Source organism: Bacteriovorax sp. Seq25_V, from assembly GCF_000447795.1.
Classification (GTDB): domain Bacteria; phylum Bdellovibrionota; class Bacteriovoracia; order Bacteriovoracales; family Bacteriovoracaceae; genus Halobacteriovorax_A.
The window spans coordinates 218,391-240,315 of the sequence record NZ_AUNI01000009.1 but is presented as its reverse complement, the minus strand read 5'-3'; the positions used below and the strand labels follow the sequence as shown (position 1 = coordinate 240,315).

The following is a 21,925-nucleotide window of genomic DNA, read 5'->3' as shown; positions in this document are numbered from 1 at the left end:
ATATAAAAATTGAATTTTTATATCAATTATTCTTCTGAACCACCAGAAAGGTTGAAACCTTTAAGTTTGTCAGCAAGAGTAGCTGTTTTGATTGGCTCTTGAGAGAAAGTACCATTAGAAGCAGCATTTGCAGCAGCTTTAATAGATAGAGCGATTTTCTTCGCATCTTTATCTAGAGAGATAACCATAGCTTTTACAGCATCACCTTTCTTAACGATATCTTCTGGCTTTTCAACTCTTTCTTCAGAAAGTTCAGAAATGTGGATTAGACCTTCAATTCCTGTTTCAAGCTCAACGAAAACACCAAATTCAGTAACTCTTACAGCTTCAGCTTCAACAACAGTTCCTACAGGAAGTCTTGTTTCGATTTTCTTCCATGGATCTTCAGCAAGTTGCTTAATACCTAGACAGAATTTTTGGTTTTCTTTATCAACAGAAACAACCATTGCTTCTACTGAATCACCAGTTTTATATTCTTCGTTTAGGTTAACATTTTTCTTTGTCCATGAAATATCTGAAACGTGGATAAGAGCATCAACTTCTTCACCAAGGTCAACGAAAATACCAAATTCTACGATAGACTTGATAGTTCCTTTAACTTTTGAACCTACTGGGAATTTTGCTTCTAGAGCATCCCATGGGTTTGCTTGAAGTTGTTTAACACCAAGAGAAATTCTCTTGTTTTCTACGTCTACTTCAAGAACTTGTGCTTCTACTGTTTCACCAGCATTGAAGTGCTTAGTTGGGTTCTTGATAGAGTTTGTCCATGACATTTCAGAAACGTGGATAAGACCTTCGATTCCGTCGTCAAGCTCGATGAATACACCGTAATCTTTAACAGAAACGATTTCACCTTTAACTTTTGTACCTGGTACATAAGTTTCTTTAGCTTTTTCCCATGGATTTGGTTGAACTTGCTTAAGTCCAAGAGAAACTCTTTCCTTATCTTTATCAAACTTAAGAATCTTAACTTCGATTTCATCACCCATGTTGATTAGGCTTGATGGATGCTTAACTCTTCCCCAAGACATATCAGTGATGTGTAGAAGACCGTCAATTCCACCTAGATCGATGAATGCACCGTAATCAGTGATGTTCTTAACGATACCTTTAACAACCATTCCTTCTTCAATTTGAGAAAGAACTTCACCACGAAGTTTTCCTCTTTCTTCTTGAAGGATAGCTCTTCTAGAAAGAACGATGTTCCCTCTTTTCTTGTTGAACTTGATAACTTTGAATTCCATCTTTTTACCGATGAATTTATCAAGGAATCTAGTTGGTCTGATGTCAATTTGAGATCCTGGAAGGAACGCTTTAACACCGATATCAACCGATAGACCACCTTTAACTTTTGCAACAACTGTACCTTCAAGTGGAGTACCTTTTTCACAAGCTTCAGAAATTTTATCCCAAGCTTTAAGAATTTCAGCTTTATCCATAGAAAGAACTAGGTTACCCATGTGTGACTCTAGTTTATCTAAGTAAACTTCAATAGTGTCACCAACTTTAACTTTCATTGATCCGTCAAAGTTTTGGAATTCTCTAGCTGGTACTAGACCTTCTTGCTTGTATCCGATGTCTACAAGTACGAAGTCAGGGTTGATGCTTACAATCTTACCTTTGAATACTTCACCTTCATTAAATGAAAGAGACGCTTCACTTTCTAATAGCGTAGAGAATTCTGTTGTCTCGCGAGTTTCTACGTCCTCACCAAGTACAACTTCGTAATCAGCCATCCAAGATTGCTTAAGTTTGTTTAAATCTGTCATAAAAATACCTCTTTGAGTGCACTATAAATTTTTATAGGACTCATTTTTTTTGATAAACCACGTAAGACGTGGACCGCAGTTCTTCTACTGAAGGGACCTTAGTTTTTTGATTTCGTGATCTTACACTGCCTTGGGCCATTTGAAAAGTAAAAATCAGGAATAGAAACGTTTTCTCTTATTGAGATGCTTCTCATAGATTTTGTAGAGATTATACTTGTATCCCTCTTCTCCATGCTCGATCCAAAGCTCATCTCGAGCGGTGAGCTTAGCTTCTGCTCCACGACTAATTTTGGAAGTAATTTCCTGCATAGCGGACCTTAAGTCCCTGGAATCAGATGTTTTAAATGTGAGGTTTAGTCCTTCGTAAAAACGACAAATCTCACTTGTTGTTGCATTGCGAGGCATTATTGTAGGAATTCCTTTGAGCATCGCAATCAATGTATAGTCCTCAAGTGGAATATTCGAGTTATATGAAATCCAAATATCACTCGTAATATTTTGAACATTAGTGTCTTCATGAAAGTGAACGAACTTCTCAATTCCAAGTTTTTTTATTTGAGACCTAAGCTTCTCAGTGATGACATTGGTATCCCATTTTCTTGAAGAATAAAGATGTAGATGCGCAATCTTCTTTAATTGAAATGAAGTATTAACGGCCCAGATAGCATCAAAGCATGCACTAAGTTCTTTGCCACTCTCCTCGTGATCATTTACCCAACATGAAAAGTTCCATACGTTACTATCCATTGTTTTTTCTTCTGAAGACTTTTTAATTTTTTTAAGTCCAAGACCTGAGAAATAAATTTTTCGCTGCGGAATATCCATATGGGTTGTGACAGAATCAATCATCTCACGTACAGGAATAAAAATAAGATCGAGGCGTGTAAGTAATGGTCGATACCAAAATTGGTGGTAGAATTTTGTTACTTCATTTGTCAGAGTAAAAAATAGTGGAGTAAGTTTTTTCTTTCTCAAAAAGAATGCTACTGGCCACAGAAAATTTAGCTCATAACAATGAACTATATTAACGTCTACTCTTTTAAAAAATGAACGAAGTGTATTGAGTTTATGCCACTTAAAAACGTTCATTGGCCTTTTACCAACATGGTAGATGACATTTATGCCAAGTCTTACACACTCCTGATCAAGGTAAGAATCCTTAATACAGTATACAAATACATTATGCCCAACTTCCTTTAGAAGTAAGCTATCGCGTAAGAGCATTCGCTCCCTTGTTCCTGAATTAGTAGAAGGACAGATAAAAAGTATATTCTGTTGAATTTTAAAAATATTAATCAACACGACCTTCTTGGTAATCTATCAGCTCACCTTTAACTGTACCGATTTTTATTTTAGCTTCAAATTTTAAAATTTTATGACTTGGGTCTGCCGAGTACCAAAAAAGAATATCTCCACTCTTTTTTAGAACCCCGGGGAATTGAGTTTCAGCTTTAATAAGAATAGCCTTCACTTTCTTTCCCATAATTTCAATATTTTCATAGTGAGAAACTTTAGCCTTCAACAACCAAACTTTGGCCCTAGTAACAACAGGAACAACAAATTCATCTCCAACATTGAGATTCATTCCGCGAATAAAGTGAAGAGCAGAAAAAGAGTCTGTAAAAAATCTTGGAGTAAACTCTTCTTTATTGATTTCTTTCTTTTTACCTTTTTTCAAACGGTGATAATAGAAATATGTTTTAAGTTTTTCCGAATCAAAAAGTTGTAAATCATCTACAGACTGGCCAGACTCTCTTTGCTGCATTGAGAATTTAACGGGAAGAAAATTGTCATAAGTCACATATGATTCAATAGAGTCTTTCAATTTATAGATTGATTCAAAATACTCTGCAGACTCCATCTTTGCTTTAAAGCCAATTACTTTACGGCCACCGATTTCTAATTCGCCAAGAGTCTCCAACTCTATATCTCCGGCCTTAAAGATCGACCAAGACACGCTTAGCTTAAACTTTTCACCTACTTTAAAAAATGGTTTCTGTTCAACCCAATACTTTTTAAATTGAGTATTATATTTAATAAACTCTGGTGGATAGTCAGGGTGGTTCTCAGGCTTTACAACTTCAGGTGTGGTCTCTTCGAGGTCAACTTTTTCAATGACGTCAGACTCTTTATTCTTTTTAGATGAAGTTTCTTTTTTAATTGGTAATTTTGTAGTTGAATTTTTGGACTTAACAACGCTACTTTTTTCTTTCTTATCAACTTTAGCAGAAACGGGCTTTGTCTCGAAGTTTTCAAGCTTTGATTTGTCTATTTCAAAAACTTTAACAAGATCGACCTTACTCGGTTCGGTGAAGTCATTCTTACTTGCACAAGAAGAAATCAGTCCAAACAATGATACGACTAATATAAATTTAAACATATTCACAACCTGTAAATGAATTACAAAGTTACTTTATCGACTAGTCTTTCTAACTCTTCTTGTCCTGATGAGAATTTTATTTCAATCTCAACGAAGAAAATTTTCAAGCTTTCAACGATACGTCTCAATTTCACAATATCTTTTTCTGTCGTCAATATTATAGCATCTTCTCGTTCAGCTTGCTCAATGATTGGAAAAAGTTCCTCTTTTGTATAGAAGTGGTGATCATTGAATTCATATGAATCGATAATTAGTCCACCTAAAGACTCAACTAATTCATAAAATGAATGTGGAGAAGCAACACCTGAAATACAGATTACTTTCTTCCCCGATAATTGATCAGGGCTAAACTTCTCAACATAGTTAATGTCTTTAATGCTTGATGGAGAATAGTAAAAACTTCCTATAGGTGTTCCAGGATTTGTATACTTCTGAACCATCTTAATAAGCTTATCTTTTTGCTCGGGTTCGCAAAGATCTGCCCTCCCAAGAACAACCATATCAGCATCTTTTAATGCGGTAAGACCTTCTCTTAAATAGCCAAGTGGCGGAGCTTTATATCTTTCGATTGGTAGTAAAGAGTCAAATAATAAAATATTCAAAGAGCGCTCAATTTTCAAGTGCTGATGGCCATCATCAAGTAGAACAACATCTGGACTTTCGAGATCAAAGTAGTGTCTTAAATTTTCACTTCTCTTTTTTCCAACAACGACACTGGCATTAGTGAGACCTCGACAGATAACCAAAGCTTCGTCACCGAACTCATAAGGATTTTGAGAAATAGTCTTACCTGTACGAATAATTCCACTACCGTGTTCAAATTTTCCTTTATAACCTCGAGTTAAAACCATTACCTTTTTTTCCTTTGATGAAAGGTAGCGACCAAGCCATAGAGTAAAAGGTGTTTTCCCTGTACCACCAAGGGTTAAGTTACCAATGCTAATAATTGGAACTTTAAATCGATTCTTCTTCATTATGCCGACATCATAGAAGAACCTTCTAATACGATAGATTGATTCCCAAAGAATACTAATTGGAGCAAAAAGAAAGAAAAATATTTTACTAAAATTAATTGAGATACGATTCATTTAACTTCTCCGAGAGATAACTTGAAATATCAATATCATCTCCACTAACAAGTTTCTTAGTCTCATCGAGAACAGAAACTCTTTCTTGGTAATCCTTATTAGAAGACAAAATCTTCTTTAAAGCTTCCATCATATTATATTCAGATAAGTTCTCTGCAATAAACTCAGGAAAGACTTCCCTTTCGTGAACAATATTAGCAATTGAAATAAATCCATCATACGAAACAAATGTATGATAAATAAATTGATTTAATAATGAGCCAGTGTATCCAACCACTGTAGGTAAAGAGTACAAGGCACAAGTTAAATTAACGGTTCCGCTTGAAGCCAGTGCAACTTGTGAAGATTTGATAGCTTCCGTTAAATCTTCATTCTGATAAACCCTATTGAATAGACTTTCATAAGGTTCGTAAAGTTCAGTGCGTACGGAGCTCGACTTCACAATACTCACTTCTACCGTTCTCGTTTCTTTTAACTTAGAAATTACTTTTGAAAATAGAGGGAGTAAACTTTTTACTTCAAAGTTGCGACTTCCTGGTAGTAATAAAACTTTTAACACTCCATTTTCAATATCGAGATCGCCTCTCTTAAACTCATTAACTCCGACTTTATTGTGAGTAAGTACTGGGTGTTCAATGCTGATCGCCTTACTTACTCCCCTATCCATAAACCACTTCTTTTCAAATGGTAAAATACAAAAGAGGGTATCAACAGTTCGCTCTAAAACTTTAGTTCTCCATGATTTCCACGCCCAAGCTTGAGGCGCAACATAATAAAGAATCTTCACACCTTTCTTCTTGAGGCGCTCCGCTAGTTTCATATTATATGTTTGAAAATCAATTAGGATGGCAACTTTACAATTTCTTTTCGCAACTTCCTCTTCCATTCGGCTTAAGGCCTTATAGTAGAAAGGGATTCTTTTGATTGCTTCAGAAATACCCCATGTCGAAAAATCTTTTAAGTGATAGACAAGATCAAGTCCAGCACTTTCGAGTTCGTCTCCACCAACACCAAAAAACGAAAAATCAGGGTTCTTTTCTTTTAATTGATTAAAGAAACTAAGAGCGTGCTCTTCTCCTGACTTTTCACCGGCTATGATAAGACAACTTTTCACTATAACGAAACCTCATTTCCTGTAGCGAGAGACTTATTTACAGCATCAATAATTGTAACAGCATCAATTCCATCTTGAAGGGGAACAAAGATGTCTGTCCCATTTAAAATTGAATTATAGAATTTTTCTTGTTCAACAAGTAAGTGATCTCTTCTCTCGTAAGAAACTTCCTCTACAACTTGATCAGCGTCAGCAGTCATATTCTTAGAAAAAAGAGCTTTAAGATTAAATAGGTCAACCTTCAAGATTCCTTTATCCGATGTAAATTGAACACTTCTTTCAACTTTTACATCTACTCGAGAATTTTCAATTGTTACAATCTTGTCTCCATAATCAAAAATAGCCTTAACGTGATCATAGTTTTTTGTGATGACTTTTGCTCCGACCGCTTTCACACTTTTTGGATCACCAAAGAACATTCTCATAAGATCGATATCATGAATCATTAAATCTTCGACAACTCCAACATCAGCAGCCCTTCCTTTAAATGGAGAAGTTCTCTGTATTGTACATAGCTTCGCTTCTTTATGCGCGAATGAAAATTCTGGGAGTTGCTCCCAGAACTGATGACATCTTTCACTATGTCCAACTTGAATAACAAGATTTTTTCCTTGGGAATCTTTTTGTAATTCAAGGGCCTGCTCTAGTGTTGAAGTAACAGGCTTTTCGCAGAACACGTGTTTTTTTGCAGCTATTAATTGTTTTGCCACAGCAAAGTGATAACTCGTTGGAGTTACAATTAAACCGGCATCGATTTCATTTATTACTTCATCAAGTGAAGCTAAAACCTTCACACCAGGAAAAGCTTCTGCTGCAAGAGCACGGGATGCCTCACTTGGATCAACGATTGCTATAAGCTCGCTCGAGTCTAGGGACTGAGCTTTTTGTGCATGCCATTTTCCGAGATGTCCATAGCCGATTAATGCAACTTTTACTTTTGTCATAAACTACCTATTTAACAAATGGTGCAATACCAATTTCACTCTTTCTAATATCAGCTCTCATTTCTTGAACAAGAACATTATCTTTGTAATCTTCCATTAGCTCTTCGTGATCAATAAATGCACGAGGAGAAAGAACTGATGACTCCATTGTTCTATAAAAGTCTACGAGCTCAGAGATAACGCTCTTTTCGTAGCCTTGTCTTCTAAGACCAATAATATTGATCCCTTTAAGCTTGATTCTATTTCCGTATGCAGTACAGAAAATTGGAACATCTCTATCAATGGCTGAAGCCCCACCAATATAAGCCCCTCTTCCAAGGGTAACAAATTGAGAAATATTTGTTCCACCACCAATAATCACTCTATCTCCAATTATAACGTGACCAGCAAGGTTCACAGAGTTTACAAGAATAACGTTATTTCCAACAACACCATCGTGACCAACATGAACGTGGGCCATAAACAAACAGTTGCTACCAATGGTTGTTACTTCCTTATCTTTTAATGTTCCTCTGTGAATCGAAACATATTCTCTAAAGGTATTATTATCACCAATTACAGTTCTTGTTGGCTCACCTTTATAAGAAGTATCCTGTGGTTCAGCTCCAATACTACTATATTGAAAAATATCATTATTTTTTCCAATTATTGTGTGACCATCAATTAGAACGTGACTTCTTATTTTACAGTTATCACCAATTTCAACATTTGGCCCAATGATTGAGTATGGACCGACTTCAACGTTTTCACCAAGCTTCGCACCCTCTGCGATAATAGCCGTTGGATGTATATTTGCCACAAATTTCTCCTTAATTAAAAAACTTTAAATGTTGCTAAGACTGAACATTCACTCATGAGTTCCCCGTTAAAAAATACTTTGCAGTCATTTTGTAGGAAACCTGTTCTCATCTTCGTGCAAACTGTTTCGATATCTAATTTCATACCTGGCCCTATAGGCTTTCTAAATTTTGCATTTTCAATGGATAAAAGAGCTACTTCAAATGTTTTTTCTTCAAGATCTGGATGAAGGAGCTTAAGACCAAATGAAGTAAATTGCGCCATCATCTCGACTTGTACAACTCCTGGTAGAATAGGATTTCCAGGAAAGTGTCCCGCAAAAATTGGATGGTCCGCTTTTGTTTCATACGTCCCTTTTACAATAGAACCCACTAAATCTCTTGCATTCTCTACTTTTGGACAATCACTAATTATATCTGTCACTTCATCAACAAAAAGAAATGGTTCTCTATGCGGAAGAATCGACATTACTTGTTCTTTAGATAATTTCATAAATCCCTCTTACTTCTTAACTGAGTTTTTTCTAATAAATGCAAGACCTCTAAGCCATTCATTTAATGGTCTTGCTGGGTGTCCCCCCAATGCAATTCCATCTTCTTCAAACGAAGAAGCAACAACACAAGCTCCAGCAATTTTTACTCCATTTCCAAGAGTTACACCATCGCTGACTGCCGCCTTTCCTCCAAAAACAGTATAGTTACCAATTTTTGCACTTCCAGCAATTCCAACTTGTCCACATAGAATTGCACCACTACCAATTTGAACATTATGTGCAATATGAACAAGGTTATCTAGCTTAGTTCCAGACCTTATAATTGTTGGACTAAAAGTTCCTTGGTCGATAGAAACATTTGATCCGAGCTCAACATTATTTTCTATGATAACTCCCCCAAAGTGCCAAATCTTTAAATGTTCACCCTTATCAAAATTATAGCCAAATCCATCAGAGCCAATAACAGTACCTGCATGAATCCTACAATTTTCTCCAATTTTTGAGTTCGGATAAATAGTAACATTTGGATAAACCACTGTACCTGATGATATCTCGACATTTGGTAAAATCGTCACAGAGGGCATAATCACAACATCTTCACCGATTACTACATTTTCACCAATAAAAACATTTTCAGCAACTCTTGCTGAAGGATGAACTGAAGCCGTTCCAAGTTTTCTTCCATCAACTTGATAATTAAGGGTCTTAATTTTCTTGTCATAAAAAGGCTTAGATATCCTAGATATAGAAACGGGTAAATTGCGAGACGTCAAAATTTGACATTGGCATAATTTACTTAAAGCCTCTGCCTTGATTTCCTCAAAATATTTGATATCAAAAATAATAACTTTTGGGAGAATAGAACTTCCTACCAATTTATTATAAAACTTTTTATTACCAATAAAGCTTACTGAGTTCTCAACAATCGAATCAACAGTTGAGATAGTCTCTATATCAATATCAACATCTGCATTAACCAGCTCTAATCCGTCATCAATTTTTAAAATTTCACTAATCTTCATTCATAATCCATTATTTAATTTAGTCACTTAAAACACATAAGGGGAACAAACTTGTTCCCCTTCACTTTTTATATTTCAAAAATATTATTTATGTTTTTTGTCGTAATCTTTAATTACATCTGCAGTTAAGTCCACAACTTCTTTTACGTATAAAAGTGGAGTTGTTCCTGCTTCATAAGTAAACTCAACACCTTTAGCCTTTGAAATCTCTTCAACCACATCTTTAATTTTCTTAAGAACTGGAGCCTTGAACTCTTGTTCCATATCTTGCATTTCACCTTGATACTTTTGCATCTTTTGTTGAAGTGCCATAAATTTTTGTTGAAGAGCTTGGCCTTTCTTTTGCTTTGTCTGCTCGTTCATTACCATTGCTTGTTTTTCAAAGTCAGCTCTTTCTTTTACAAGCTTTTCTTCTTCTTTCTTGATTTCATTTTGTTTCTTATCAAATTCAGCTTTTAATTTATTTCTGATTGATTCAGATTCTTTGATTGTTAATAATACTTTTTGTACATCAACTTTTCCTACTGTTAAGGCCATCGATGACGTAGCAGTTAATACTGTAAGCGCAATAATAATTTTTTTCATATCTTTCTCCCTGATATTTAAAATAATTGACCTATATCAAAATGGAATTTACTTCCATCATCTTCACCACTATCTGGATTAATAGGGAATCCGAATTCAAATCTTAGCACACCAATTGGTGAAAACCATCTAAATCCAAAACCGTAATCCATATAAATCTTACCAATATCTTTAAAATCAGCAGCAGTACCAGCATCATAGAAGACAACCCATTTAAGACCAGCTTCACGAGCAAGCGGGTGCTCAAATTCAAATGTTGTGTATGCTGTAAATAATGCTCCAGAATTAAATTCTTTCTCATCATTCTTTAAGCCGTCATCATCTGCATCAACAAGAACAATCTTTTTCGGACCAATATCTTGAATATTGAATCCTCTTAAGTTTCTTGCCCCACCAAGAGAGAACTTCTCATTACGTGGGATTTTTTGACCTTCAACAACTTCAAGCTTTGATGTGTAAAATCTTGATCTGAAAACAAGATCGCCCCAAATAGACTTAAAGTATCTTGAGTCAAATTCGTTCTTTAACCATTTCTTCTCACCACCAACACCTGCATACTCTGTTGCGATATTAATATAGTAACCATCAGTTGGCTCAAAACGGTGATTTCTCTTGTCCGTCACCAAAGCAAGTCTTACAGATGAAGTTAAACCGTTTTCAGCTTCTTCATCAATTGTCTCGTCCTCGATATTCTCAAGCGTAGTTTCTTCTAGTTTATAGGTAGTAAATAGCCTTGTATAATCAAAAATTGGGTAACCAACTCTTAGAGCAAAACCTTCTTTCTTATAGTCATATGATGAAAGTTCTTTGTTTTCATTCTTAAAGACCTCCCCTCCTGCAGTCCACTTCGTATCCAAAAAGTATGGCTCTGTGAAAGATAGCGAGAAACTTTTTTGATTCTTTGATAAACTTGTCGAGAAAGACAGCTGCTGCCCCATACCTCTAAAGTTATTTTGCGTAATAGACGCTTGAAAGAATCCACCTGTTTGAGTTGAGTAACCTGCTCCAAGAGAAATCTGACCTGTACTCTTTTCCTTAACTGTAATCTCAACGTCAAGAACATCATCTTTACCAGGAGGAGAAATTGTATTAAATACAACTGAACCAGGCTCGAAGAATCCGAGACGATTAACATTTTCTTTTGACTCTCTAAGTCCTGTTCCTGTAAATCTCGCCCCTTCCTTAATCTTAAGTTCACGGCGGATTACCTTGTCTCTAGACTTAGTATTCCCCTTTACAGAGATCTTTCCAAAGTATGCAATTTTTCCTTTCTCAAATGAGAAGTCAACGTCTACTTTGTTTTCCCCAGGAACCACATTTAGATTTCTAATAACGTTTGCAAAAGCATACCCTTGGTCTTGGTATAGCTCCGTAAGAGTTTGAACGTCATTTCTTAGGAGCTCTTCTGAATACACGTCGCCATTTTTGAGCTTAATTTTTTCCATTAGCTCCGTATCAGGGAATAGAACTTCACCCTGGAAAGAGATATCTCTAATGCTAAACTTAGGACCCTCATTGACTTTAACAGTTACGAAAACCCATTTCTTATCTTCAGATACTGTAACATCAGGTGTACCAATATTAATTTGTAGGTAACCTTTAGTTCTATAGAAGTATTTAATTCTTTCGATATCAGTTCTAAAACCAAACTCTTTAAAGTTTCCTGAACCAGACATAAAAGAGAATAAACTCTCCTCTCTAGTCTCCATTAATCCTTTAAGTTCATTATCCGAGAAAGCCTGCGTCCCTAGGAACGAGATCTTCTTTACTCTAACTTTTTCAAACTCATCAACTTTAAAGACAAGGTCTACGTTCTCATCATCTACTTTTCTTAATTCATAGTTTACAGAAGCAAGGTAGAAACCTTTTTCTTCGTAGAATTTTTGCATGGCCTTAACATCTGTCTTAATAGTGTTGATGTCGAGGATTGAATATTCTTTTGACTTAATTTGCCCCGTCAGATCATCCTTAGAAACTTCATCATTTCCTTCGAATACGATTTTAGCAATAATTGGCTTTTCTTTAACTTTGAAAATTAGAACAGAACCCTCTTGATGGGCCTCAACACTATCAAAATATTTAAGGTTGTAAATCTTTTCGATGTCTTTCTTTAAAGAATAGTTTGTAAGCTCCTGCCCTTTCTTCGTACTAATACGTTCAAGAACTGCTTCCTTTTCAACTTTTTTTAAACCTTGAATCTTAATGTCTGAAACTTTAAAAAGATCCTTCTCTGGTCCAAGCTCCATAGCGAAAACTAACGAATTCAAAGACAAGAAAAAAGAAATTATAATAGAACTCATTAGAGAGTTATTCATCAATACTCCGTGATTATTTTTCCATCCTAATGGATTAAAATACTCTAGTATAAAAAAATATCAATAATCACACGATCTTACAAAAACTATTTTAGACTATCCGCAATAATTACTGCAGCACTCCATCGGCCATGTGCTTCACATTTTCGAACATTGAAGACACGTAGTCGTCGTGTGTTACGACAAGAAGTGTAACGCCCGAATTTTTAGAAAGCTCTATAAGAAGCTCTGTTGCTAGTTTCGAGTTCTTTGAGTCTAAATTTCCTGTTGGCTCATCACACAATAAAAGAGAAGGCTTTAACGATAGTGCCCTAATAAGATTAATACGCTGCTGCTGGCCACCAGAAATTTCGTATGGATATTTTTTGAGACAATCCTCAACTCCTAGCCTTTCTGCCAAGTGCGTTACATATTTTTTGACTTCATCTACGTCATGATCGCCAAGTCTTGCAGGTAATAATGTATTCTCAAGGCAATTTAAAGACGAGAGGAGAAAGTGAAATTGGAAAACAAATCCAACTTCAGTATTTCTAAATTTTGCAAGTTCATCGTCATTAAGCTTTCCAATATCAACACCATTAACAACAATGCTCCCACCGTTAGACTTTTCAAGTCCACCTAGTAAATAAAGCAATGTTGACTTACCAGAGCCTGATGCTCCTTTAATTACACATTGCTCACCTTGCTCGAGGGAGAAGTTTACATTGTTTAAGATTGTTGAACGACCATACTTTTTGACAATATTTTGAACTTTAACAAAACTCATTAAGAAAACTCCTCTCTCAAACCTTGACCTAGCGACTTACCATCAAGTCTTTTCAGGATTAGGAAAGTTAAAAAGAATAACAGCATATATGAAGATAATGCCGTGATTAATATATATTTCAGCGTTAGGTTAACTTCAATGCGGCCCAAGATATAAACATCACTTGGAAGTTTAAAAATCTCCCAATTTGCTATCGCATACGAGAAGAACTCAACAAATAACAGACTCACAAGAAATGAGATAAACCAGATAAAACTATTTTGGATATACCAAAGATTTTTAAATTTTCTTGGAGACAGGCCGATTGCGTAAAGAAGAAAGATCTCTTGCGCCTTTTTCTCTTTCGAATAAACAATAAAAGCTAAGCAGTTAAAAGCCGCAATCACAATAACGATATAAAGAACAAGTGAGATCAGATACTTCTCATAATCAACAGCTCTAAGAAATGTTGCAAAGTCTCCCCAATAAGGCTGGACTTCAAACTCCAAAAAGAAAATACTTCTTAGTCTCTTAACCATTTCATCAATCGCATCAACATTTTGCTTATCAACATCAAGCTTTAGTTTAACAAGATTAACATTGTTTCCAACTTGGATTTTATTTTGAATCGTCTCAAGGTTGGCATAAACATAGCGTTCATCAAATTGATGGATATTGAAGTTGTAAATTTGAGCGACCGTGAATGATCCAATAGATGGAAGATAACTCTCCCCGGCTCGACCTGCCGCAAATGTCAAAGAGATAGGATCTCCTACTTGCAGATCTAGATTCTTAGCAAGCTCAGAACCAATGATAACTTCATCAGTGGCAGGTGCTTTTATATTTTCACTAATGGCCGAGAAAGTGTCATCGATTCCAACAACAAATACGGCCTTACCTTTTTGATTACTCGTTAAAAAACTTTGAGTGCGAACCATAAAGGCAAACTTATTAATTCCTTGAGAAGAAAGCTTTTGCAGGTCCCTATCGTCTCGACTAAAAAATCCACGACGACTCGTCAAAACGATTTCACCGTGCCCTTCATTTAACGATTCTTTTAATTTCTTTGAAAAGCCATCCATTAACCCAAGAGTCGAGAGGACAATCGAAATTGAGAAGGCCAGTCCTAGGATAGTTGCAAAAGCAAATATCTTTGAAGAACGGTCTCTAAAAAATAAAAGATTAAAGTCTTTTAGAAGGTTAAAGAATTTCATTCCTGAGTGGTTCCCGTCTGATTAGTATTAACAGACCATCTCAAGAAAGAATCCATAAATTGATCAAGGTCTCCATCTAGAACTTTCTCGGCCTGGGAGCTCTCCTGACTTGTTCGATGATCTTTTACCATCTTATAAGGATGAAGAACGTAAGATCTAATCTGTGCTCCCCAAGCAATATCTTTCTTATTTGCTTCCGCTTCGTTTTCAATTGCCCTTCTCTTTTCAAGTTCTTGCTCATAAAGACGTGAACGTAGAACTTTCATGGCCTGTAATTTATTTTGCAGCTGACTTCTCTCATTCTGGCAAGTTACTACTAGACCTGATGGAAGATGGGTAATTCTTACCGCTGAGTCGGTAGTGTTAACCGACTGACCACCGGCTCCACCTGCACGATAAACATCAATTTTTAAATCCTTATCTAGAATATCAATTTCGATAGTGTCATCGATTTCGGGTGAAACATAAATGGAGGCAAAGGATGTATGTCTTCTTCCCGCAGAATCAAATGGTGAAATCCTAACGAGACGGTGAACACCAGTTTCTGATTTTAAATTACCGTAAGCGTAGCTTCCCATTACCATCATCGTAACGGATTTAACTCCTGCCGCATCACCATCTTGAACGTCAAGAACTTGCACCTTATGTCCGTGTTGTTCGGCCCAGCGATTTACCATTCGAAACAACATTCCCGCCCAATCACATGACTCTGTACCACCGGCTCCAGCATTGATGCTGACGATGGCATTATTTGGATCAACTTCGTCTGATAATAATACTTTTAATTCTGCTTTTTTAAATTGTTCGATAAAGTTTTCACAAACTTCAAGTGAACCTTCAGCCGACTCATCATCACCTTCCTTTGCATACTCACAAAGGATTTCATATTCATCTAGTAAATCTTTAAGGCCGTTATAGACTCCAAGAACATCTTGGATAATATTTTTTTCTTTTTGAAGTCTTGTTGCATTCTCATTGTCATCCCAAAAACCTGGCATGGCCTCCATTTCAGTAATTTCTTCGAGGCGTGCATTTTTGCGATCAATGTCAAAGCGACCCCCGTAAGTTTTGAAGCTTAGGAGCATAGTTCTTCATTAAACTGCGACATTCGTCAAATTTGATTTTTACAGATTGTTCCATTTTATTTTTTCCTACTTTTTGAAATGTCTTTTAAAATTTTGTTTTCAAGATCTGTCATAATGATTTCTTCTTCCTCAGAAATTTCATGATCGTACCCAAGAACGTGTAAAAGTCCATGAACAAAGAGATGAATAACTTCATCAGCAACAGTAATTTTAAATTCCCTTGCCTGTTTCTGCGCCACCTGACGACTAATGATTATATCACCAAGATGAATCATCCCATCATAAACATCGCTCACTCCGTCAGCACGAAGAGATTCGAAACCAGGAAATGAAAGAACGTCTGTTGTCTTGTCCTTGCCGCGATGGGCCTTATTAATGGCCCTCATTCTCGTGTCACCACAGAAGTGAAGGTCGAGTAGAATCTGAGGATGAGATTTTTTGTTTAGAGTAGTCTTAGAGGAGTAAATAAATTTTTCGATAACCTCAAGTGAATCTTTTAACATCTTTAAAACGCTCTTTGACTCCCATGGAGACTTCGAATTATCAGATACCGATATGTTAAGATACTTTCCACTAATTTCCATACTCAAAACTTCTCATTATGCTTGTTTAACGCTAGAATTTTAATAAGATTACACTTTTTTACCATGGAGTACAAATGTCCTTTAAAGAATTTGAGAGACTATATGATGTCATCGCCAAACTTAGAGATCCAAAAGATGGATGTCCATGGGACCTTGAACAGACGCATCGCAGCCTACTTAAATATCTCCAAGAGGAAACATATGAGTATATGCATGCTGTAGAAAGTGAAGACTACGATAAGATGGAAGAGGAAATTGGAGATGTACTTCTTCAAGTTCTTCTGCACAGTATTATTGCAAAACAGAATGGAAAATTTGACCTTGAGTCAGTTTCAAAAACTCTTGCCGACAAAATGATAAGACGTCATCCGCATATTTTCTCTGACACAAAAGTTGATGGTGTTGATGATATTATGGATAACTGGGAAAAAATTAAAGCAAAAGAAAAAGCTGAATCGAAATCACATTATGAAATAAATGATGAGCACCTCTGTTTCCCAGCGCTAACAAGTAGCTACAAAATTGGAAAGAAGACAAATAAGCTTAACTTTGACTGGAGCGACCCAACTCAAGTTGCCTATAAAGTCGAAGAAGAATGGCAGGAGCTTAAAGAAGAGCTTGCACCATTTCCAAGATTTAATCACGATAGAGTGAAAGAAGAGCTTGGAGATTTTCTCTTTTCAGCAGCGCAACTCGGACGCCACTTAGGTATTGATCCTGAACAAGCTCTACGTGAGGCAAATATTAAGTTCACGAAGAGATTTAATAAAATTGAAGATCTTGCAAGAGAAAGAAACATCGACATGAAAACGACTTCTCAAGATGAACTTGAATATCTTTGGCAGGAAGTGAAACAAAGTGAGTAAATTTCAAAAACTTAATCCGAGTGAGAGACTTTACAATATTCCTTGCCCAGTAATAGGGCTCACTGGTGGCATCGCAACTGGAAAATCTTCAGCATCGAAAATTCTTGAAGAAATGGGAGTTAGTGTAATTTGCGCTGACAAGCTTGTAAAAGCAGTTTACCAAAAGCAAAAGACAAAAGACTATTTAAGTAAGCATCACCCTCATGTACTTACAGACTCTGGGATTGATTTTAAACAACTAAGAGAATTATTCTTCTCCGACGATACGATCAAGTCATCTATTGAAGCCCTTATTTATTCACAAATGCCAGATGCATTCATCACAGCTTTCAATCAGTTTAACAATCCCGACTTTATTGTTTATGACGTTCCTCTTCTTTTTGAAAAGGGACTCGATAAACTTGTAGATCTTAAAGCTCTTGTCTATGCCCCTCAAGATGCTCAAATTGCTCGCTTAACTGCACGGGATAATATTGATGAGAAGCTTGCTCGAAATATTATCTCAAAGCAAATTGATATTGAGAAAAAGAAAGAACTTTCAGATATCGTTATAAAAAACGTAGGAACTTTAGAAGACTTAAAAAAAGAGATAAAAAAAGGCCTAAATATTTAGGCCTTTTTCTTAGATATCTTGTGCAATAATCTCTTGATGATCAGGTGGCATTGGCATTGCCGGCTCTTCATTTAAAACTTCTTCTACTTCATTAGACTTCGCTCTTAGATTTTGGAAACTTAAGAACAGTCCTTTTAGCGACTTGATAAGTTCCTCATCTCTTTCCTGCCCAAGTCTTCCCATCTTCGTACTCTCTGCTTGGATTTCCTCGATTTGAGCTCTTAACTCCTCAAAGCTTCTCTTCGTATCAGATAGATTTGGCATCTTCTTACTTTGAGTAATGATTTGAATTTTTGATAAACCAACATCAAGGGCAGTTGAAACTTTAGAAAAAGAAGTTAGAACATTTTCAAATTCTAAAAGTTCTGTTTTCAATCTTTGGATACCTTGGGCGTTCTTGCTTGGAGCATCAGAGTTTCTTGAATGTTCTAAAATATTTGAAACTCTTGATTTAAACATTTCAACTTGTGACTTTAATCTCTTAAACTCATCACGAGATTTTACAAGGGAGTCGATTGCTTTTGAGTTTTCCCCCATAATGTCAGTCACCTCACTCGCTCGAGAAAGAAGAGAAACTTCTTCTGCGAACAAGCTGTTTCCAATTTCATTCATTTGAGTAAGCATTTGCTCAAACTGAGATCTCATATCAACCACAGAAATGATATCATTCTTAGCACTCGAGAATTTTGAAATTGCTTCATGCTGTAGATCTTTCTGAGCTTCAAAAACAATTCTAACGTCATCCATTAGTTTATATTGTTCAAAGAGAGAGTTTTCAATTGTATCGATTTCTTCCATTAAACCATTTCTTTGATTATTGAAGAAGTCATTAACTTTATCAAATTTCTTAAATATGTGATCAATACCTGCTGCTTCAAAATCACCTTGAACTTTCTCTTTAAAATCACCTTGAAATTTACCTTCGACAAGGGCATCAAGAGTTTTAGACACTGGAGATACAAGGGCCTTCATCTGATTTCCAAGTGTTTCTTCCAAGCTTCTCAGTGGATAGAAAATAACCATGATTCTCTTTTGACCTGCATATTCTACTGGAGATACATACATTTCAAATGGAGCAGCTTCTTCAGACTTTTCAGTCTTAACTTGAATTTGATAAATACCAGCAATATTATCTCTAATAGCTTCAATTACTGGATCATTCTCACCTAGGTTTGTAAATCTCTGCAAAAAGTCCCAAGAAATATTTGAATTTGTTTTAACTTTTTCATCAAGATTCCAATGCTCGTAGAAAAGAGTATTTGCCCAAACCATATTCAGATTCGAGTCTAATAGTATTGATGAAAATGGCATTGCATCTTGAAAGATTGATCCAAAACTCATTCTCTTGTGAACATACTCTCTATACTTTTCTAAATTATCTTTAAAGTCTACACTCCATGATTTATCAAGTTCTGTATTTAATGGAATTAAATTATCCTTGATCACAGACATAATGATTTTTTCAACTTCTTCTTTTTGCTTTCTTCCATACTTAAAGTAAACAAGATATCCCCCAGCAAACAAACATATAACAACAGCAGTGAGACCAAACATTCCATAAAGTATAGTTTGAGAATTTTTGATAACATCTAACTTTCTTTCTGTTAAACGTGGCTTGATTTCAACTAACCAATTTTTGTAAGCCGCTTCCGCATTGATATAACTTGCATGAAACACATTTAGAGAGTTAAGAGACTCATCCATCATATTTAATTCAGTCTTTAATGTATCCAACTTTAAAAGAATTAAGTTCTTATCTTCTTGAGCAAGAACAGAACTCATCGTAACACTCTCCATATATTTAATATCAGCTTCAAGTGAATCATGTAGCGACTTCATTTTTCTATAGCTAAAAAAACCTGGAGAGCTTGTCGCACCACTTGAAATTTTTGCATTAATCTTCTTTGAAACTCTTGTTAGTGTTCTCCAGTTATTGTGAACAACAAAATTTTCAAAAGAAATTACTTTTGAACGTAGAACATCAATTAAGTTGTTATTACTCGTGTAAGTCAGCATCTTACTCATTGAGTTTTTTAGAGCATTAAATGATTTAGTAATTTCTTCATAATTATCAGTTGATTGAACCTCTTCTAACTTCTTTACATTCTCAGCAAACCCATCAAAGTAAGAGATTGCATCACGTAGACGATCGTTTTGTGCATGATCTTTTACCGTTTCAATTCCACCTTTCTTCTCAAGGTTTTCAATAGCAGTTGTTGAATCAAAGACTTGAGCAACACCATCAATATTAGCTGTTCCCTTTGTCCAATAGTAATAAATCCCAAATGACATCATTGCCATAATTAGAATCATTGCTGATACAAAATAAATATAAAGAGGTTTTCCAAACCTAATTTTCATCGCAAACTCCTGCTGACTGAGCTGAATTGAATATAATAATTTGTTGAATTGAATTACACATCATGTTTTAAGACCTTCACTTCCTGTGAATCGTGCTTGAATAACTCCTATATTATGCAATTTTTATCTTGAAATAAAAAGCTTAAAAAGCTTACAGAAAGGTGAATTTAGGAAAAAAAAAGCCTTCAAAAGTGAAGGCTATTTCATATCAAAATGCTTGGTTTTTAAATATAATTAACTAACCATATCTTCAACACCTTCAAACATTGTCTGTAGCTTTGCTTTAAGCTTACTTACTGCTTGAGTGTGAAGTTGAGAAACACGAGATTCAGTAACATCTAAAACCTGACCAATTTCCTTAAGATTTAAATCTTCATAGTAATAAAGAGAAAGAACTAATCTTTGCTTTTCTGGAAGCTGAGAAATTCCTTCTTTAATTTTATCTCTGAAGTTTTTATTCGCTACAGCTGTGAATGGATTAACATGCTTACTATCCTCATTCATCCCGGCCATTGTTCTTTTATCATTTCTATTGAAAGTTGCAGAGTCATCAATATTAAGAATAGATACTGATTTAGCTTTGTTCAACATGTCATGGAAGTCTTCTTTAGACATCTCAAGTTCAGCACACATTTCTTCATCAGTAGCTGGTCTTCCTAGCTCTGCCTCAAGTTTTGAGTATGCTCTATCGATAACTTTAGCTTTTTCTCTAATCGATCTTGGAACCCAATCCTGTGCTCTAAGTTCATCAAGGATTGCTCCTCTAATTCTAAATTCAGCATATGTTTTGAATTTATTGTCACGTGAAGGGTCAAACTTCTCAATAGCATCCATTAAACCAATAACACCGCATGAAATTAGGTCATCAAGTTCAATATTAGCAGGAAGTCTTGAAGCAATTTTTTGCGCAATATATTTAATAAGTGGAGCATATTCTACAACGATTTCATCTTTAACCTTTGGGTCAACCGTTGATCTGTAATCTTTTAAGTTTTTAAGTTTTTTCGCTAAAGATGACATTGAGCACTCCTTGTCTAAATTGCTGCCGAAGCAACATGTCCTACTGACGTTAAAGATTTACTTTGGGCCCCAAACAAAATGGTACCAGTGCTCTCGTCGGTATACTTGCTTACGATTTTAGATAAATATTTCTCAAGGGAATTATTTGCCCCTTTATTTAGATTGCGATCGAACTCATCAATAGGAAGTTCTAAAGCCTTTACAGCACCTAATACTTTCAGTCTTCCATTTAGGAATGATGAGATTGTGTCATGTAGCGACTTCACTACTCTTTGATATTGGTGATTACTTGAAACCCTATTCACAATAAGGTGATTTGTATTTACTTGGTATCTTTGACTTAAAATTTTTACTAATGCGTACGTATCAGTTAGTGAAGATTTATCAGGATTTACCACCATAAATCTGGCATCAGCATAGGCCGTAAGATTAACGGTCTCTTTATTTAATCCAGCAGGACAATCAAGAATAACGTAATCATAGTCATGCTTATGTTCGTTGATAATATCGATGATAAATCTGTCATGCTCGAAGCTTGAGTCAAAGATATCAGTGCTTCCATTACATCCACTTAATAGATGTAAGTTCCCTTCTTGATAAATACATTCTTCAAATGTTTTTTCAAGTGAAAGTAATGAATAGAAATTATCATTTAGTGGAAGACCCAGTTTTACAGCTGTGTTAGAAAGATTATAATCACAATCAATTAGTAAAACTTTCTTATCTGCTGCTAACTGTCTAGCAAGCATTAGAGATATAGTAGTTTTACCTACTCCCCCTTTTCCTGAGGCAATTGCAATTATTTGTGTGTTTTTCGCGTGTGTTTGAAATGATTGTAGATTTACATTCACTTCAGAGTTAACGTCACTTCGATGTGACATTAACCACTGGTTAAGCTCTTGCTTGGACATCCTGTCTCCTCAAAATCA

20 protein-coding genes are annotated in these 21,925 nt (G+C 35.6%); 2 read left to right on the top strand and 18 right to left on the bottom strand.

Features of this window, described 5'->3' with window-relative positions:
• Positions 1-26: 26 nt before the first annotated feature.
• The 15 genes from M900_RS02415 to ybeY all read right to left on the bottom strand — a co-directional run bounded on the left by M900_RS02415 (position 27) and on the right by ybeY (position 16,136).
• Positions 27-1,769 carry a 30S ribosomal protein S1 gene (locus tag M900_RS02415; RefSeq protein ID WP_021273186.1) on the bottom strand — a complete coding sequence of 581 codons (1,743 nt, stop codon included), beginning with the start codon at positions 1,767-1,769 and terminating at the stop codon, positions 27-29.
• Positions 1,770-1,922: 153 nt separating this feature from the next.
• Entirely contained in the window at positions 1,923-2,993 is a 1,071-nt protein-coding gene (locus M900_RS02410) for a glycosyltransferase family 4 protein (protein WP_021273421.1), read from the bottom strand.
• A 67-nt stretch (positions 2,994-3,060) separates the two neighbouring features.
• A complete protein-coding gene (locus tag M900_RS02405) occupies positions 3,061-4,149 on the bottom strand; it encodes a DUF3108 domain-containing protein (RefSeq protein ID WP_021273340.1) in 1,089 nt (362 codons plus the stop codon).
• A 20-nt stretch (positions 4,150-4,169) separates the two neighbouring features.
• Entirely contained in the window at positions 4,170-5,237 is a 1,068-nt protein-coding gene (gene lpxK / locus M900_RS02400) for a tetraacyldisaccharide 4'-kinase (RefSeq protein ID WP_021273127.1), read from the bottom strand.
• Entirely contained in the window at positions 5,218-6,351 is a 1,134-nt protein-coding gene (gene lpxB, locus M900_RS02395) for a lipid-A-disaccharide synthase (protein ID WP_021273212.1), read from the bottom strand. The genes lpxK and lpxB overlap by 20 nt, the downstream gene beginning before the upstream one ends.
• A complete protein-coding gene (locus M900_RS16865) occupies positions 6,351-7,295 on the bottom strand; it encodes a Gfo/Idh/MocA family protein (protein WP_021273523.1) in 945 nt (314 codons plus the stop codon). Before M900_RS16865 ends, lpxB begins: the two co-directional genes overlap by 1 nt.
• A 7-nt stretch (positions 7,296-7,302) precedes the next feature.
• Positions 7,303-8,094: an acyl-ACP--UDP-N-acetylglucosamine O-acyltransferase gene (gene lpxA / locus M900_RS02385; RefSeq protein ID WP_021273561.1), complete on the bottom strand. Its 792-nt coding sequence runs from the start codon at positions 8,092-8,094 to the stop codon at positions 7,303-7,305.
• 14 nt (positions 8,095-8,108) lie between these two features.
• Entirely contained in the window at positions 8,109-8,585 is a 477-nt protein-coding gene (locus M900_RS02380) for a 3-hydroxyacyl-ACP dehydratase FabZ family protein (protein ID WP_021273555.1), read from the bottom strand.
• Positions 8,586-8,594: 9 nt separating this feature from the next.
• Complete coding sequence (gene lpxD / locus M900_RS02375; protein WP_021273343.1) at positions 8,595-9,608, bottom strand: UDP-3-O-(3-hydroxymyristoyl)glucosamine N-acyltransferase; 1,014 nt, start codon at positions 9,606-9,608, stop codon at positions 8,595-8,597.
• 84 nt (positions 9,609-9,692) lie between these two features.
• Complete coding sequence (locus M900_RS02370) at positions 9,693-10,193, bottom strand: OmpH family outer membrane protein (RefSeq protein WP_021273423.1); 501 nt, start codon at positions 10,191-10,193, stop codon at positions 9,693-9,695.
• Positions 10,194-10,210: 17 nt separating this feature from the next.
• A complete protein-coding gene (gene bamA, locus M900_RS02365; RefSeq protein ID WP_021273221.1) occupies positions 10,211-12,508 on the bottom strand; it encodes an outer membrane protein assembly factor BamA in 2,298 nt (765 codons plus the stop codon).
• Positions 12,509-12,617: 109 nt separating this feature from the next.
• Positions 12,618-13,274: an ABC transporter ATP-binding protein gene (locus M900_RS02360; RefSeq protein ID WP_021273170.1), complete on the bottom strand. Its 657-nt coding sequence runs from the start codon at positions 13,272-13,274 to the stop codon at positions 12,618-12,620.
• Positions 13,274-14,467: an ABC transporter permease gene (locus M900_RS02355; RefSeq protein ID WP_021273394.1), complete on the bottom strand. Its 1,194-nt coding sequence runs from the start codon at positions 14,465-14,467 to the stop codon at positions 13,274-13,276. The genes M900_RS02360 and M900_RS02355 overlap by 1 nt, the downstream gene beginning before the upstream one ends.
• A protein-coding gene (prfB, locus tag M900_RS02350) for a peptide chain release factor 2 (protein ID WP_369751632.1) occupies positions 14,464-15,607 on the bottom strand; the annotation gives its coding sequence in 2 pieces (ribosomal slippage) (positions 14,464-15,516 and positions 15,518-15,607; 1,143 coding nt in all). The genes M900_RS02355 and prfB overlap by 4 nt, the downstream gene beginning before the upstream one ends.
• Before the next feature lies 1 nt (position 15,608).
• On the bottom strand, positions 15,609-16,136 hold the full coding sequence (ybeY, locus tag M900_RS16860; protein WP_021273489.1) for an rRNA maturation RNase YbeY: 528 nt from the start codon (positions 16,134-16,136) through the stop codon (positions 15,609-15,611).
• A gap of 74 nt (positions 16,137-16,210) precedes the next feature.
• On the opposite strand from ybeY, the gene mazG reads away from it, so the two are divergent.
• Positions 16,211-17,002 (top strand): nucleoside triphosphate pyrophosphohydrolase, encoded by a 792-nt coding sequence (mazG, locus tag M900_RS02340; RefSeq protein WP_021273458.1) that lies wholly within the window; start codon positions 16,211-16,213, stop codon positions 17,000-17,002.
• Positions 16,995-17,615: a dephospho-CoA kinase gene (gene coaE / locus M900_RS02335; RefSeq protein WP_021273081.1), complete on the top strand. Its 621-nt coding sequence runs from the start codon at positions 16,995-16,997 to the stop codon at positions 17,613-17,615. Before mazG ends, coaE begins: the two co-directional genes overlap by 8 nt.
• 9 nt (positions 17,616-17,624) lie before the next feature.
• Here the strand turns inward: coaE and M900_RS02330 are convergent, their stop codons facing one another.
• The 3 genes from M900_RS02330 to M900_RS02320 all read right to left on the bottom strand — a co-directional run bounded on the left by M900_RS02330 (position 17,625) and on the right by M900_RS02320 (position 21,907).
• Positions 17,625-19,976, bottom strand: a complete 2,352-nt coding sequence (locus M900_RS02330; RefSeq protein ID WP_021273480.1) for a hypothetical protein — start codon at positions 19,974-19,976, stop codon at positions 17,625-17,627.
• A 234-nt stretch (positions 19,977-20,210) separates the two neighbouring features.
• Positions 20,211-20,996: a FliA/WhiG family RNA polymerase sigma factor gene (locus tag M900_RS02325; protein WP_021273166.1), complete on the bottom strand. Its 786-nt coding sequence runs from the start codon at positions 20,994-20,996 to the stop codon at positions 20,211-20,213.
• 14 nt (positions 20,997-21,010) lie between these two features.
• Positions 21,011-21,907, bottom strand: coding sequence for an AAA family ATPase (locus M900_RS02320; RefSeq protein WP_021273363.1), 897 nt, complete (start codon positions 21,905-21,907; stop codon positions 21,011-21,013).
• Positions 21,908-21,925: the final 18 nt, after the last annotated feature.